This window comes from Roseateles sp. GW821-FHT02E12, assembly GCF_059421665.1.
Genome location: NZ_JBWKVK010000002.1, coordinates 705282 through 720026, shown reverse-complemented (window position 1 = coordinate 720026; position 14745 = coordinate 705282). Strand labels below are relative to the sequence as shown.

General features: G+C 66.7%; 13 protein-coding genes. 5 read left to right on the top strand and 8 right to left on the bottom strand.

All coding sequences use genetic code 11. From position 1 onward, the window contains the following. The first annotated feature begins 122 nt into the window (after window positions 1–122). From hpnC to hpnE, 3 genes are read left to right on the top strand one after another with little or no spacing between them, the layout of a single operon-like run. Window positions 123–950: a squalene synthase HpnC gene (gene hpnC, locus AC07V5_RS14090; RefSeq protein WP_495116302.1), complete on the top strand. Its 828-nt coding sequence runs from the start codon at window positions 123–125 to the stop codon at window positions 948–950. After that, a complete protein-coding gene (hpnD, locus tag AC07V5_RS14085; RefSeq protein ID WP_495116301.1) occupies window positions 947–1795 on the top strand; it encodes a presqualene diphosphate synthase HpnD in 849 nt (282 codons plus the stop codon). The genes hpnC and hpnD overlap by 4 nt, the downstream gene beginning before the upstream one ends. After that, window positions 1759–3081 carry a hydroxysqualene dehydroxylase HpnE gene (gene hpnE, locus AC07V5_RS14080; RefSeq protein ID WP_495117065.1) on the top strand — a complete coding sequence of 441 codons (1323 nt, stop codon included), beginning with the start codon at window positions 1759–1761 and terminating at the stop codon, window positions 3079–3081. The genes hpnD and hpnE overlap by 37 nt, the downstream gene beginning before the upstream one ends. Here hpnE and AC07V5_RS14075 read toward each other — a convergent pair. Beyond that, window positions 3009–4100, bottom strand: a complete 1092-nt coding sequence (locus AC07V5_RS14075) for a TIGR03790 family protein (protein WP_495116300.1) — start codon at window positions 4098–4100, stop codon at window positions 3009–3011. The two genes, hpnE and AC07V5_RS14075, sit on opposite strands and share 73 nt — an antisense overlap. Before the next feature lie 73 nt (window positions 4101–4173). Between AC07V5_RS14075 and AC07V5_RS14070 the strand changes: the two genes are divergently transcribed. Beyond that, window positions 4174–4944, top strand: coding sequence for an IclR family transcriptional regulator (locus tag AC07V5_RS14070; protein WP_495116299.1), 771 nt, complete (start codon window positions 4174–4176; stop codon window positions 4942–4944). Between the two features lie 71 nt (window positions 4945–5015). Here the strand turns inward: AC07V5_RS14070 and pbpG are convergent, their stop codons facing one another. The 4 genes from pbpG to pssA form a co-directional block, all read right to left on the bottom strand. Then, window positions 5016–6152: a D-alanyl-D-alanine endopeptidase gene (pbpG, locus tag AC07V5_RS14065; RefSeq protein WP_495116298.1), complete on the bottom strand. Its 1137-nt coding sequence runs from the start codon at window positions 6150–6152 to the stop codon at window positions 5016–5018. A gap of 329 nt (window positions 6153–6481) precedes the next feature. Further along, window positions 6482–8023 (bottom strand): 2-isopropylmalate synthase, encoded by a 1542-nt coding sequence (locus AC07V5_RS14060; RefSeq protein ID WP_495116297.1) that lies wholly within the window; start codon window positions 8021–8023, stop codon window positions 6482–6484. After that, complete coding sequence (leuA, locus tag AC07V5_RS14055) at window positions 8020–9708, bottom strand: 2-isopropylmalate synthase (protein WP_495116296.1); 1689 nt, start codon at window positions 9706–9708, stop codon at window positions 8020–8022. The genes AC07V5_RS14060 and leuA overlap by 4 nt, the downstream gene beginning before the upstream one ends. Window positions 9709–9899: 191 nt before the next feature. Then, on the bottom strand, window positions 9900–10724 hold the full coding sequence (gene pssA, locus AC07V5_RS14050; RefSeq protein WP_495116295.1) for a CDP-diacylglycerol--serine O-phosphatidyltransferase: 825 nt from the start codon (window positions 10722–10724) through the stop codon (window positions 9900–9902). Between the two features lie 64 nt (window positions 10725–10788). Between pssA and AC07V5_RS14045 the strand changes: the two genes are divergently transcribed. Continuing rightward, window positions 10789–11124 (top strand): NIPSNAP family protein, encoded by a 336-nt coding sequence (locus tag AC07V5_RS14045; RefSeq protein WP_495116294.1) that lies wholly within the window; start codon window positions 10789–10791, stop codon window positions 11122–11124. 61 nt (window positions 11125–11185) lie between these two features. Here AC07V5_RS14045 and ilvC read toward each other — a convergent pair whose 3' ends face one another. The 3 genes from ilvC to AC07V5_RS14030 all read right to left on the bottom strand — a co-directional run bounded on the left by ilvC (window position 11186) and on the right by AC07V5_RS14030 (window position 14691). Further along, window positions 11186–12202 carry a ketol-acid reductoisomerase gene (gene ilvC, locus AC07V5_RS14040; protein WP_495116293.1) on the bottom strand — a complete coding sequence of 339 codons (1017 nt, stop codon included), beginning with the start codon at window positions 12200–12202 and terminating at the stop codon, window positions 11186–11188. Between the two features lie 47 nt (window positions 12203–12249). Next, window positions 12250–12741, bottom strand: a complete 492-nt coding sequence (gene ilvN, locus AC07V5_RS14035) for an acetolactate synthase small subunit (RefSeq protein WP_056198275.1) — start codon at window positions 12739–12741, stop codon at window positions 12250–12252. 165 nt (window positions 12742–12906) lie between these two features. Further along, window positions 12907–14691, bottom strand: coding sequence for an acetolactate synthase 3 catalytic subunit (locus tag AC07V5_RS14030; protein WP_495116292.1), 1785 nt, complete (start codon window positions 14689–14691; stop codon window positions 12907–12909). Window positions 14692–14745 lie beyond the last annotated feature (54 nt).

Below are 14745 nucleotides of genomic sequence, written 5' to 3'. Positions count from 1 at the left end.
GCGGCCGACCAAAATTTAATGACCAGCGGGTCAGTAATGTATTCAGACCCTGTGACAACTGTCAAACCTCGCTGAATTTCGCTGGTACAGCGAGGCTTTGCAAGCGGAACTTGAGAAAAAGCTTGAGCAGCGTCGACCACTACGAGAACTTTCCTGTCGCCTCCTGGCTGTGCCCGCCCGCGCTGCGGCCGGCGGTCGTTGCGATCTACCACTTCGCTCGCACGGCAGACGACCTGGCCGACGAGGGCGACGCGACCACCTCTCAGCGCATCCAGGCGCTGCGCGACTATCGCGCCGATCTGGCCGCCACGGTTGCCGGCCGCACAACTTCGTCACGCTGGCCACATGTCTTCGTGCCGCTGGCGGCCCATCTGCAACGCCTGCAGCCCGCGCTGCTGCATGATCTCATCGACGCCTTTGAGCAGGACCTGACGCCGCCGCGCTACCGCGACCGCGAGCATCTGCTGGACTACTGCCGCCGCTCGGCCAACCCGATCGGTCGGCTGCTGCTGGGGCTGTACGGCGTGGACGACACCACCTCGCTGCGTCGCTCGGACGCGATCTGCTCGGCGCTGCAACTCATCAATTTCTGGCAGGACTTCACCCGCGACGGCCCCAATGCCCGGCTGTACGCGCCACAGGCCGACCTGGACCGCCACTGCGTAACTGCCGACGAGGTGCTGGCCTGCCGCGACAGCCCGGCGGCCCGCGCCTTGATTGCTGACCTCTGCGCCTGGGCGCGCGCGCTGATGCGGGAAGGCGCACCACTCGCGCTGAGCTTGCCCGGCCGCGCCGGCTGGGAGCTGCGCTTCGTCGTGCAGGGCGGCCTCGCCATCCTCGACAAGATCGCCGCGCGCGGCCACGACAGCCTGCTGCACCGCCCCGCGCTTTCTGCCTGGGATTTGCCGCGGCTGGTCTGGCGTGCATTGACAATGCGGGCCGCACCATGAGCCCTGAACAGTACGTCCAAGAAAAAGCCGCCGCGAGCGGCTCGAGCTTCTACTACGCCTTCCTCTTCCTGCCGCCGCCGCGGCGCGCGGCGATCACGGCCTTCTATGCCTTCTGCCGCGAGGTGGACGACGTCGTCGACGAGACCCAGGACGCCGGCGTCGCCGCCACCAAGCTGGCCTGGTGGCGCAAGGAAGTGGCCAGCGCCTTCGCCGGGCAGCCCAGCCACCCGGTCATGAAGGCGCTGATGCCGCACACGGCCGCCTACGACATCCGCCTTGAGCATCTGAATGCCGTCATCGAAGGCTGCGAGATGGACCTGCAGCAGACGCGCTACCTCGACTTCCCGGGCCTGGTGCGGTACTGCCATCTGGTGGCCGGCATCGTCGGCGAAGTGGCCAGCAGCATCTTCGGCCGCACGCAGCCGCAGACCGTGGCCTACGCGCACAAGCTGGGCCAGGCCATGCAGCTGACCAACATCATTCGCGACGTTGGCGACGACGCACGGCGCGGGCGCATCTACCTGCCGGTGAACGAGTTGCAGCAGTTCGGCGTCAAGGCCAACGAGATCCTGCTGCGCAGCAAGCCCTGGGGCTACAGCGAGCGCTTCACGGCGCTGATGAAGTTCCAGGCCGAGCGGGCCCACAAGCTCTACGACGAGGCGCTGGCCCTGCTGCCGGAGAGCGACCGCGCCGCGCAGAAGCCGGGCCTGATGATGGCCAACATCTACCGCGCGCTGCTCGTCGAGATCGAGCGCGAGAACTTCCAGGTGCTGCACCAGCGCATCGCGCTCACGCCGCTGCGCAAGCTCTGGATCGCGATGAAAACCAACTGGCGCGGGCGGTGAGCCGCGTCGCCGTCGTCGGTGGCGGCTGGGCCGGCATCGCGGCTGCCGTCGAGCTGGCCGACGCCGGCCATGACATCACCGTCTTCGAGATGGCGCCGCAGCTCGGTGGCCGCGCGCGCAGCGTTGTCGGCGAGCCCCCGTACGACAACGGCCAGCACATCCTCATCGGCGCCTACCGCGACAGCCTGGCGCTGATGCGCCGCCTGGGCATCGACCCCGGCGCCGTGCTCAAGCGCCTGCCGCTCGCCCTGCCCTACCCCGGCGAGCCCGGCCTGCGGCTGCCGCCGGGCCCGGCGCTGATCAGCTTCACGCGCGGGGTGCTCGGGCATCGGGGTTGGCCATGGCGCGCCCGACTGGGCCTGCTGGCCGCCGCCGGCGGCTGGCTGGCGCGGGGATTTCGCTGCGACGCGCGGCTGAGCGTCGCCGAGCTGTGCGCCGGCCTGCCCGCGGAAGTGAAGCGCGATCTCGTCGAGCCGCTGTGCGTTGCCGCGCTGAACACACCGGCGCCGCAGGCCAGCGCCCAGGTCTTTCTACGCGTGCTGAAGGACGCGCTCTTCGGCGGCGCCGGCAGTGCCGACCTGCTGCTGCCGAGGCGGCCACTGTCGGAGCTGTTGGCCGGGCCGGCGACCGCGTGGCTGGGCGAGAGGCTGCGCCTGGGCAGCCGCGTGCAGCGCATCGAAGCCGGCTGGCACGTTGACGGCGAGGCCTTCGATGGCGTCGTGCTCGCCTGCACCAGCGTCGAGGCCGCACGGCTGACCGCAGACATCGCACCGGTCTGGTCGGCCACGGCGCAAGGCCTGGGCTTCGAGCCCATCATCACCGTCTACCTCAGCAGCCCTGGCACCGCCCTGCCCGCGCCGATGCTGGCGCTGCGCGAAGGGCCGGACGCGCCGGCCCAGTTCGTCTTTGATCACGGCCAGCTTGGCGGCGCGGCGGGCAGGTTCGCCTTCGTCGTCAGCGGCGCTGCAGCCTGGGTTGAACGCGGCGGCTGTGCCGAGGCCGTGCTGGCACAAGCGCTGCGGGAACTCGCCTGGGCGACGCCCCCGGTCATCGACAAAGTGCTGACCGAGAAGCGCGCCACCTTTGCCTGCACGCCTGGGCTGGCTCGGCCACCCGCCCAGATCGCCCCGGGCCTGTTCGCGGCTGGCGACTACATCGAAGGCCCCTACCCCGCCACGCTGGAAGGCGCCGTTCGTTCAGGCCGCGCGGCCGCTCAAGGCGTGGGGACAGGCACCGGAACGGGCGCGAACGGCGCCGCGAGCGGCTCGCCGACAAACACGCCCTGAGCCGGCCAGGCCACGCTGTGCCAATAGGCCTCCAGCGCGCTGACGCCCTGGGCATAGGCCCCGATCAGCATCTGCGGGTGAGGAAACTTCTGCAGATGGTTGCAGGGCTCGCTGGCCGTGCCGTAGCTGGCCGTCGCACCGGCGTCGATCCAGTCGAGGATGTTCATCTGGCCGTCGCCCACCGGTTTGTCGAGCTGGCCGCCGAAGGAAGTCAGGTGGTCGGCCAGCGCGCCGGGCAGCCATTCGCCACCGAGCGGCGTGGGCACACGGGCCAGGCCGGTTTCGTAGATCAGCGTGCGGCGCATGGCCGGCAGCGCATCACTCTTCACACGCGCAACTTCGAAGCCAGCCACGCCGGGCACTGCGCCGGCCGGCGGGAACAGGCGCTCACGGACATTTCGCGCAGCGTCGGGCGTTGCCGCGAGATAGGCCATGGCCGGCTCGGGCGCACCCGCGGCCAATGTGTGATCCGAGGCGATGCCGCGCTCGATCATGGCCATGGCGGCCGGCACGGAGCGGGCGGCCAACTGCATCGCGGGCCGTACGCCGATGACCAGCCACGGCCGGGCGCCGAAATAACTCGTGTAGGGGCTGATGCGCGTCGCGGCGCAGCTGTGCGAGCACAAGTCAGGCTGCAGCCCCGCGCCAAGTGCGCTGGTCAGTGAATTGCAGTCGACGGCATAGGGCTGCACCCAGGCCAGAGCCAGGCCGTTGACGTTCTCGGGCATCTGGTTGCGAATGGTTTGGTCCAGCGCCGCGAACTCCTCGCGCGTGAGGCTGGCGCGCAGCGGCAGCTGCACGCGCAGGATCTGCTCGGCGGGAATACCGCGGCGCTTGGCGTAGTACTCGCCCACCGTGACCGAGTAGGGGTCGGCCGTGTTGATGACCAGGCCCAGCTCGTTGGCCGTGATGCGGCCGTACAGCTTCGGCACGCGCGCCCAACGGGCTTCCGCCCCGCCACCCGGCGCCGAAGCCGGCTCGGCCGCCTGCGCGGAACCCGCCAAGGCGAGCAGCGCCAAGGCCAGGGCTTGCCATCTGCTGAAGCACACTTTCGCCATACAAAACACCAGCAATCTCCCCCACAATGACGGCATGAAATCGAAAGAGGCCCAGCAGACCCCGGCGATCCAGGTGCTGGAACGCATGTTCGCGCTGCTGGACGTGCTGGCCAGCCATCAGGACCCGGTGTCGCTGAAGGCCCTGTCCGAGGCCACGGGCCTGCACCCCTCCACGGCGCACCGGATTCTCAATGACCTGACCCTGGGCCGATATGTCGATCGCCCCGAAGCCGGTAGTTATCGACTCGGCATGCGCATGCTGGAAATGGGCAACCTCGTGAAGGCACGGCTGGACGTGCGCGACGCGGCGCTGCCCGCCATGCGCGAGCTGCACAAGTTCACCCACCAGCCCGTGAACCTGTCGGTGCGCCAGGGCGACGAGATCGTCTACATCGAGCGCACCTACTCCGAGCGCTCGGGCATGCAGGTCGTTCGCGCCGTGGGTGGCCGGGCGCCGCTGCATCTCACGTCGGTGGGCAAGCTCTTCCTGGCCAGCGACGACAGCCCGCGCGTGCGCGCCTACGCCACGCGCACCGGCCTGTCGGGCCACACACGCAACAGCCTGACCGAGATTGGCGCGCTGGAACGCGAGCTGGCCATGGTGCGCCAGCGCGGCATCGCCCGCGACGATGAGGAGTTGGAACTGGGCGTGCGCTGCATGGCCGCCGGCATCTACGACGACCAGGCCAAGCTGGTGGCCGGCCTGTCCATCTCGGCACCGGCCGACCGGCTGGAGGAAAGCTGGGTCGTGCGGCTGAAGGAAACGGCGGCGCAGATCTCGTCGGCGCTGGGCCACCGAGTCTGATCCGCAAGACCTGATCCACCAAAGCAAACGCGGCGCCGAGGCGCCGCGTTTTCATTCCGGGTCAGCCCGTGTCAGAGCTTGGTGGCCACCGTGGCGGCGTCGCCCTGCGAGGCCAGCCACTTGCGCATGCGCTCGGCGTCGGCAATCCGCGAGGCCTTGCCGCTGGAATCCAGGAACACCATGATCAGCTTGCGGCCGGCCATGCTGGCCTGCATGACGAGACACTTGCCGGCCTCGTTGATGAAGCCGGTCTTCTGCAGGCCGATGTCCCACAGCGGGTTGGCCAGCAGGCCATTGGTGGAGCGGAACTGCACCATGCGCTTGCCTAGGGCCACACGGGCCTCGCGCGAGGTCGACAGGTCACGCAGCAGCGGCACCTGGCTGGTCATATTGACCAGCTTGGCCAGGTCGGCCGCGCTGCTCTGGTTGCGGCTGGACAGGCCGGTGGGCTCGACGTAATGCGTGTCCGACATGCCCAGGCTCATGGCCTTGGCGTTCATCGCGGCAACGAAGGCGTCCAGGCCACCGGGATAGTTGCGGCCCAGCGCATGGGCGGCGCGGTTTTCGCTGGACATCAGCGCCAGGTGCAGCATCTCGCCGCGCGTCAGCGTCGTGCCGAAGGCCAGGCGCGAGCCTGTGCCCTTCTCGGTGTCCTTGTCCTCATCGGTGACCGTCAGCTTCTCGTCCATCGACAGGCCGGATTCGACGACAACCAGCGCCGTCATCAGCTTGGTGATGGAAGCGATGGGCAGCACGGCCTGCGGGTTCTTGGAGAACAGGACTTCGTTGGTGTCCTGATCCAGCACGTAGGCCACGCTGGACTTCAGGTCCAGCGGGTCGTCCACCGAATGCAGGCCGGCGACCTGGCCGAAAGTCGGCACAGCCGGAATGAAGGCGGTCTTGCGCAGCACGACGGAGCGGACCTTGCGGGTCTGCACCGGCGCAGCCTTGGCGGCGGGCTTCGCGCTGGTCTTGGTGGCCTTGGATTTGGTGTCGGCGGCAGCGGCCGTGGCAACGCTGGGCAGCGCGGCCAGGAGGCTGAGGCTCAAAAGTGCGGCGGCAAAAGTCTTCAACGAGGTCCCCAAGGGCTGGGCGGCAGTGTAAGTGACGCAAAAAACACTGACAAGATAAGAACTTAAGTGAAATACCTCAAGTGAACTCTTGTCCTGCTTCCACAGGATGCCACTCAGGTCTGCCACCGGCTCCATCGCTTTGCAGCTGACTCCAACGCACGCGAGTAGGCCTTGGCCGACAAGGTAGGGGTATTGGGATCAGCCCCAAACCCTCTGCCGGCCGGACCCGCACGCTGCCTGCGGGTGCCTCAGAGGCGATTCTGAGGGCGCTGCCCTCGATCCGAACCTCGAGCAGGCCGGCCTTTGCGCGCCAGATTCCACGCCAGCTGGTAACGATTGCGCCCGGCGTGACGCGCATCACGCCGGTTACACCACCTCCCGGTGGCTTCATGCCCGCCGCCTTGCATGGCGGCGGTCCTTCGTCCGGCGTCGGACATGCCGCAGGGCATGTCCTCGGTACGGCCTCAGCCCTGGGCGGCGACCCGCTCGACCTTGCTTTGCAGCTTGTTCAGCGCGCTCAGGTAGGCCTTGGCCGATGCGACGACGATGTCCGGGTCTGCCCCCACGCCGTTGACGACACGGCCGGCATGCTGCAGCCGCACCGTCACCTCGCCCTGGGACTCGGTGCTGCCACCGGTGATCGCGTTGACCGAGTACAGCAGCATCTCGGCGCCCGACTCGACGATGGACTCGATGGCGCGCAGCGTGGCGTCCACCGGGCCGTTGCCGTCGCTCTCGGCGCGGTGTTCCTGGTGGCCGATCGAGAAGACGATGGCCGCGTGCGGGCGCTCGCCGGTCTCGGAGCGCTGGGACAGGGACAGCAGGCGGTAGTGCTCCTGGTCGGCGATGACGGACTCGTCCATGACGAGGGCCAGGATGTCCTCGTCAAAGATCTCGTTCTTGCGGTCCGCCAGGTCCTTGAAGCGCTGGAAGGCAGCGTTGACCTCGGTCTCGCTCTCCAGCTGGATGCCCAGTTCCTGCAGGCGCGCCTTGAAGGCGTTGCGGCCCGACAGCTTGCCCAGCACGATCTTGTTGGCCGCCCAGCCCACGTCCTCGGCGCGCATGATCTCGTAGGTGTCGCGCGCCTTCAGCACACCGTCCTGGTGGATGCCGCTCGCGTGGGCGAAGGCATTGGCACCGACGACGGCCTTGTTGGGCTGCACGACGAAGCCGGTGGTTTGCGACACCAGCTTGGAGGCCGGCACGATCTGTGTGGCATCAATGCCGACGTCCAGGCCGAAGTAATCGCGCCGCGTCTTGACGGCCATGACGACTTCCTCGAGCGAGCAGTTGCCGGCACGCTCGCCCAGGCCGTTGATCGTGCATTCGATCTGGCGCGCGCCGCCGATCTTCACGCCGGCCAGCGAATTGGCTACCGCCATGCCGAGGTCGTTGTGGCAATGCACGCTCCAGACCACCTGGTCGGAGTTGGGCACCTTCTCGCGCAGGCGGCGGATGAAGTCGCCGTACAGCTCGGGGATGCCGTAGCCGACCGTGTCGGGGATGTTGATGGTGCCGGCGCCTTCCTTGATGACGGCTTCGCAGACGCGGGCCAGGAAGTCGATGTCGGAGCGGTAGCCGTCCTCGGGCGAGAACTCGATGTCGCCACACAGGTTGCGCGCGAAGCGCACGGCCAGCGTGGCCTGTTCCAGCACCTGCTCGCGCGTCATGCGCAGCTTCTTCTCCATGTGGAGTTCGCTCGTCGCGATGAAGGTGTGGATGCGCGCGCTGCTGGCGCCGGCCAGCGCCTCGGCGGCTCGGGAGATGTCACGGTCGTTGGCGCGAGCCAGCGAGCAGATCGTGCTGTTCCTGACCGCTGCGGCGATGGCCTTCACGGCCTCGAAGTCGCCGTTGCTCGAAGCCGCAAAGCCGGCTTCGATGATGTCGACCTTCATGCGCTCCAGCTGGCGGGCGATGCGCAGCTTTTCCTCGCGCGTCATCGAGGCACCCGGCGACTGCTCGCCATCGCGCAGCGTGGTGTCGAAGATGATGAGCTTGTCGGTCATCGCACGTTCTCCTCTTGAGCTTGGGATACGGTCAGCTGAGCGCGCGACAGGCCGGACAGGATGGCCTGCATGGACGCCCGCACGATGCTGCCATCGATGCCGACACCGTGGCGAGTCACATCACCGACGCGCAGCTCCAGGTAGGCCACCGCTCGTGCGTCGGCGCCACTGCCGATGGAATGCTCGTGGTAGTCCAGCACGCGCACCTCTTGCCCCAGGCGGGTGGACAGCGCGTTGACGAAGGCATCGATGGGACCGTTGCCCTCGCCCTGCACATGGCCCATCCAGCCGCCCAGCACGACCTCGGCGGACAGCCGCATCGCGCCGCCCACCACCTCGGTCATCTGCGGCTGCACGACAGCCGCGCCGGCATCGCCGATGCCGTATTCACGCTCGAAGATGGCGTAGAGATCGGCCGCCGTCAGTTCCTTGCCGGCGTCGTCCATCACGCGCTGCACGACTTGGCTGAACTCGATCTGCAGGCGGCGCGGCAGCTCCAGGCCGTACTCGGCTTCGAGCAGATAGGCGATGCCGCCCTTGCCGGACTGGCTGTTCACGCGGATGACGGCGTCATAGCTGCGACCCAGGTCCTTGGGGTCGATGGGGAGATAGGGCATGTCCCAAATCTCCCCCTCCTGGCGGGCCGAGAAGGCCTTCTTGATCGCGTCCTGATGCGAGCCCGAGAACGACGTGTAGACGAGATCGCCCACATAAGGGTGGCGCGGGTGCACGGCGATCTGCGTGCAGTGCTCGACGCAGCGGCGCACCTCGTCGATGTCGGAGAAATCGAGCTGCGGATCGACGCCCTGCGTATAGAGATTCAGCGCGATGTTGACGAGGTCGACATTGCCGGTGCGCTCGCCGTTGCCGAACAGGCAGCCTTCAACGCGGTCGGCGCCGGCCATCACCGCAAACTCAGCCGCGGCCGTGCCCGTGCCACGATCGTTGTGCGGGTGGACGGACAGCACGATGGACTCGCGGCGCTCGAGGTGGCGATGCATCCACTCGATCATGTCCGCAAAGATGTTGGGCGTGCTGTGCTCGACGGTGGACGGCAGGTTGATGATGCACTTGCGTTCGGGCGTCGGCGCCCAGACGGCCGTGACGGCATCGACAACGCGCTTGCTGAACGCCAGCTCGGTGCCGGAGAACATCTCGGGCGAGTACTCGAAGCGCCAGTCCACGCCCGGCCGCGCGGCGGCCAGTTCCTTGATCTGGCGGGCGTGCGAGGCCGCGAGCTCCACGATGCCATCCTCGTCCTGCCCCAGCACCACGCGGCGCATGATGGGCGCGACCGCGTTGTAGACATGCACGATGACGCGCTGGGCACCCTGCAGCGACTCGAAGGTGCGCTCGATCAGGTGGGAACGCGCCTGCGTCAGCACCTGGATGGTCACGTCGTCGGGGATGTGGCCACCGTCGATGAGCAGGCGGATGAAGTCGAACTCGGTCTGCGACGCCGACGGGAAGCCGACCTCGATCTCCTTGAATCCGATCTTCACCAGCTGCTGGAACATGCGCAGCTTGCGGGTGATGTCCATGGGCTCGATCAGCGCCTGGTTGCCGTCACGCAGGTCGGTGCTCAGCCAGATCGGCGCGCGGGTCAGCACGGCATCGGGCCAGGTGCGGTCCGGCAGTGCGACGGGGGCGAAGGAGCGGTACTTTTGCTGCGGTTGCTTCAACATGGGAGTTCCATCCGAGGGTGGGTGGCGCAACCAGCAGCCTTTGAAAACACGAACGGCCCGCTGCGGTTGCATACGGGCCGTTGGGGTCAGATGAGCGTGCGCGTGACTGACTAGCGAACCCGTGGTTCCTCTAGGGCTAGTAGCAGGCTAATGCTGGCGCGGCTCATGGGACTGGAATCTAGCATGAATAGCTACTGATGCAAGCCACGTTCATCGGGCTCGTCGGTGCTGGTGGAAATGACACTGACCTGCTTGCCCTTGGACTTGCGCCAGCCATAGATGACGTAACCGGACAGCCCGTACACACAGAAGATCACGAACAGCACAGTGGGCGGGTCAAGGGCGATGAGGCCGATGCCAAGCATGATGGCCACCAGCACGATGAAGGGCACGCTGCGCCGGCGGTCGAAGACTTTGAAGCTGTAGAAGGGCGCGTTCGTGACCATCGAAAGCCCGGCGAACAAGGTCACGCCAAATGCCGTCCAGCGCAGCCAGGACATGTTGCCCACGCCGGTGTACCAGGGCGCGTCGATCGCACACCAGATCAGCCCCATGACGATGGCCGCCGCCGCGGGGCTGGGCAGGCCCTGGAAGAAGCGCTTGTCCACCACGCCGATGTTGACGTTGAAGCGTGCCAGCCGCAGCGCGGCGCCGGCGATGTAGACGAAGGCGGGAATCCAGCCCGGCTTGCCCATGTCCTTCAGCGCCCACATGTAGACGATGAGGGCCGGCGCGGCGCCGAAGGCGACCATGTCCGAGAGGCTGTCCATCTGCTCGCCAAAGGCGGACTGCGTGTTTGTCATGCGAGCAACGCGGCCATCCAGGCTGTCGAGGATGGCGGCAGCGAAGATGGCAACGCAGGCCACCTCGAAACGGCCGTTGATCGCCATGACGATGGCGTAGAACGCGCTGAACAACGCAGCCAACGTGATCGCGTTGGGCAGGGCGTAGATGCCTTTGCGGCGGGGGCGGACGGCGACGCTGGGCTCGTCGTCCTCGGTAGGCACTGGAGTCATGGGCGGCAGGATAGCGCAGCGCCCTGCGCAGCCGCCTAGGATGTGCCCCCGCCAAGGAGGATGCATGAAGCTCATCGAAGTCCGCACCTACAAACTCAAGCCCGATTGCGCCGAGCGCTTTGTCGCGGCGGTGAGGCTGGCGCTGCCGCTGGTGCGCGCCAGCGGCATGGACGTCGTCGCCTTCGGGCGGTCAGACCATGAGCAGGAGAGCTTCTTCCTGATCCGCGCCTTCGACAGCCGCGAACAGCTCGTCGCGCAGCAGGACGCTTTCTACGGCTCGGCCGTGTGGCGCGACGGCCCGCGCCCGGCGCTGGTGGACTGCCTGGACAACTATCTGAACACACTGCTCTGGCTGCCCGCCGAGGCCGTCGACGCGCTGCGAGCCAACCACCAGCCTTGAACCGGGCGCAAAAAAAGGCCGGCGCCTCTCGGCGCCGGCCTTGTCTGTTCGCCAGCGGCGATCAGTTCTTGGACTTGTCGACCAGCTTGTTGGCCTTGATCCACGGCATCATCGCGCGCAGCTTTTCGCCGACCTGCTCGATGGGATGCTCGGCCGTCAGACGGCGGCGGCTCAGCAGCGTCGGAGCGCCGGCCTTGTTCTCGAGGATGAAGCTCTTCGCGTAGTCACCGGTCTGGATGTCCTTCAGGCACTGGCGCATCGCGTCCTTGGTGGCTTCGGTGACGACCTTGGGGCCGGTCACGTACTCACCGTACTCGGCGTTGTTCGAGATCGAGTAGTTCATGTTGGCGATGCCGCCTTCGTAGATCAGGTCCACGATGAGCTTGAGCTCGTGCAGGCACTCGAAGTAGGCCATCTCCGGCGCGTAGCCGGCTTCCGTCAGCGTCTCGAAGCCCGCCTTGATCAGCTCGACCGCGCCGCCGCACAGCACGGCTTGCTCGCCGAACAGGTCGGTCTCGGTTTCTTCGCGGAAGTTGGTCTCGATGATGCCGGCCTTGCCGCCGCCATTGGCTGCGGCGTAGCTCAGGGCCAGGTCACGTGCCTTGCCGGTCTTGTCGGTGTGGACGGCGATCAGGTGGGGCACACCGCCGCCTTGGCGGTAGGTGTTGCGCACCGTGTGGCCGGGGGCCTTGGGGGCGACCATCCAGACGTCCAGGTCGGCACGCGGCGTGACTTGGCCGTAGTGCACGTTGAAGCCGTGTGCGAAGGCCAGCGACGCGCCCTGCTTGATGTTGGGCTCGACTTCGTTCCGGTAGACCTCGGCGATCTGCTCGTCGGGCAGCAGGATCATGACGACGTCGGCCGTCTTCACCGCGTCGGCGATCTCGGCGACCTTCAGGCCAGCGCCTTCGGCCTTGGACCAGGAAGCGCCGCTGCGACGCAGCGCGACGGTGACCTTGCAGCCGCTGTCGTTCAGGTTCTGCGCGTGGGCATGGCCTTGTGAGCCGTAGCCGATGATGGTGACGTTCTTGCCCTTGATGAGGCTGAGATCGGCGTCCTTGTCGTAGTAGACGTTCATGATGGGTCGCTCCAGGAAAAAACTGTGGTGTTGGGGGTGAAGACGGATCAGACGCGCAGGATGCGCTCGCCGCGGCCGATGCCGCTGGCGCCGGTGCGTACGGTTTCGAGGATGGACGCACGGTCGATCGCATCGATGAAGGCATCGAGCTTGCCGGCGTCGCCAGTCAGCTCGATCGTGTAGGTCTTCTCGGTCACATCGATGACGCGGCCGCGGAAGATGTCGGCGGTGCGCTTGATCTCCTCGCGCTCCTTGCCGACGGCGCGCACCTTGATGAGCATCAGCTCACGCTCGGTGTAGTTGCCTTCGGTCAGGTCGACGACCTTGACGACCTCAATGAGGCGGTTCAGGTGCTTGGTGATCTGCTCAATGACTTCGTCGCTCCCGGTGGTCACGATGGTCATGCGCGACAGGGACGGGTCTTCCGTCGGCGCGACGGTCAGGCTCTCGATGTTGTAGCCGCGGGCCGAGAACAGGCCGACGACGCGCGACAGCGCACCCGGCTCGTTCTCGATGAGCAAAGCAATGATGTGTTTCATGGGTTCTTCGTCCTTCGCGCTCTTCAGTGCCGGCGGCGGTAACCGCCGGACTTTGGCTGCGGGTTCGAGTTGAGTGAATCGCCGTGGATGTCGGACTGATTGCGCCGTTCGCCGGGAACCTCGACTGGCGCGGTAACGCCAGCCAGAGCCCTCGGCTTCAGGCGCTCACAGGTCTTCCGACCCCAGCAGCATCTCGGAAATGCCCTTGCCCGCCTTGACCATGGGCCAGACGTTCTCGGTCGGATCGGTGCGGATGTCCAGGAACACGGTGCGGTCGGTCAGGCGCATCGCTTCCTTCAGCGCCGGCTCCACGTCGCTGGGCTTCTCGACAAGGATGCCGACGTGGCCATAGGCCTCGGCCAGCTTCACGAAGTCGGGCAGCGCGTCCATGTAGCTGTGCGAGTAGCGGCCGCCGTAGTCCAGCTGCTGCCACTGCCGCACCATGCCCAGGTAGCGGTTGTTCAGCGACACGATCTTGACCGGCGTCTTGTACTGGAAGCAGGTCGACAGCTCCTGGATGCACATCTGGATGCTGCCTTCGCCGGTGATGCAGAACACATCCGACTCCGGCTTGGCGAGCTTGATGCCCATCGCATACGGCAGGCCCACGCCCATCGTGCCCAGGCCACCGGAGTTGATCCAGCGGCGCGGCTGGTCGAACTTGTAGTACTGCGCGGCCCACATCTGGTGCTGGCCGACGTCGCTCGTGATGTAGGTGTCGCGGTCGCGTGTCAGGCGCCACAGCGTGTCGACGACCATCTGCGGCTTGATGACGTCGTCCGAACCCTTGAACGCCAAGCAGTCCTTGCTGCGCCATTCATTGATCTGGCTCCACCAGGCGCCGATGGCATTGGCATCCGGCTTGGCCTGCGCCTCCTTCAGCTGGGCGATCAGTTCCTGCAGCACGTCCTTCACGTCGCCCACGATGGGGATGTCGACGCGCACGCGCTTGGAGATCGACGACGGGTCGATGTCCACGTGGATGATCTTGCGTTCGACCGAGCCGAAGTGCTTGGGGTTGCCGATGACGCGGTCATCGAAGCGCGCACCCACGGCCAGCAGCACATCGCAGTTCTGCATGGTCATGTTGGCTTCGTACGTGCCGTGCATGCCCAGCATGCCCAGGAAGCGCGGGTCGGTGCCGGGCATGGCGCCCAGGCCCATCAGCGTGTTCGTGCAGGGGAAGCCCAGCAGGTCGACCAGCTGGCGCAGTTCGGCCGTGGCTTCACCGAGGATGACGCCGCCGCCCGTGTAGATGTAGGGGCGCTTGGCCTGCAGCAGCAACTGCACGGCCTTGCGGATCTGGCCGCTGTGGCCCTTCTTCACCGGGTTGTAGGAACGCATCTCGATGCGGTCCGGGTAGCTGAAGGTGGTCTTGGCCAACGACACATCCTTGGGGATGTCCACGACGACCGGGCCGGGGCGGCCGGTGCGGGCGATGTGGAAGGCCTTCTTCAACGTCAGCGCCAGGTCGCGCACGTCCTTCACCAGGAAGTTGTGCTTGACGATGGGGCGCGTGATGCCGACCGTGTCGCACTCCTGGAAGGCGTCCAGGCCGATCGCCGGCGTGGGGACCTGACCCGTGATGATGACCATCGGGATCGAGTCCATGTAGGCGGTGGCGATGCCGGTCACGGCATTCGTCACACCCGGGCCCGAGGTGACCAGCGCTACGCCAACCTCACCGCTCGCACGGGCAAAGCCGTCGGCGGCATGGACGGCGGCCTGCTCATGGCGCACCAGCACGTGCTGGATGCTCTCCTGCTTGTAGAGGGCGTCGTAGATGTAGAGCACCGCGCCGCCGGGGTAACCCCAGAGATGGCGCACCCCTTCGGCCTGAAGGCAGCGAACGAGGATCTCGGAGCCGTTGAGCTCCGCGGTGGAATTGGGGGAGGAAGTTTGCGGCTGCGCCAGGGCGGCGCGCTTGATTTCCGCGGCAGACATGTCCATTTTCGAACCTTTGTGAATTTCTCTAACGAAAAACCATTGGTGCTCCTCTTCTCA

Bases quoted from the DNA above. Each gene is read 5' to 3' on its own strand.
- hpnD (WP_495116301.1), top strand. From the start codon at position 947: ATGAGCCCTGAACAGTACGTCCAAGAAAAAGCCGCCGCGAGCGGCTCG.
- ilvC (WP_495116293.1), bottom strand. From the start codon at position 12,202: ATGAACGTCTACTACGACAAGGACGCCGATCTCAGCCTCATCAAGGGC.
- pssA (WP_495116295.1), bottom strand. From the start codon at position 10,724: ATGACTCCAGTGCCTACCGAGGACGACGAGCCCAGCGTCGCCGTCCGC.
- pbpG (WP_495116298.1), bottom strand. From the start codon at position 6,152: ATGGAGCCGGTGGCAGACCTGAGTGGCATCCTGTGGAAGCAGGACAAG.
- ilvN (WP_056198275.1), bottom strand. From the start codon at position 12,741: ATGAAACACATCATTGCTTTGCTCATCGAGAACGAGCCGGGTGCGCTG.
- AC07V5_RS14045 (WP_495116294.1), top strand. From the start codon at position 10,789: ATGAAGCTCATCGAAGTCCGCACCTACAAACTCAAGCCCGATTGCGCC.
- AC07V5_RS14070 (WP_495116299.1), top strand. From the start codon at position 4,174: ATGAAATCGAAAGAGGCCCAGCAGACCCCGGCGATCCAGGTGCTGGAA.
- AC07V5_RS14060 (WP_495116297.1), bottom strand. From the start codon at position 8,023: ATGACCGACAAGCTCATCATCTTCGACACCACGCTGCGCGATGGCGAG.
- AC07V5_RS14030 (WP_495116292.1), bottom strand. From the start codon at position 14,691: ATGGACATGTCTGCCGCGGAAATCAAGCGCGCCGCCCTGGCGCAGCCG.
- leuA (WP_495116296.1), bottom strand. From the start codon at position 9,708: ATGTTGAAGCAACCGCAGCAAAAGTACCGCTCCTTCGCCCCCGTCGCA.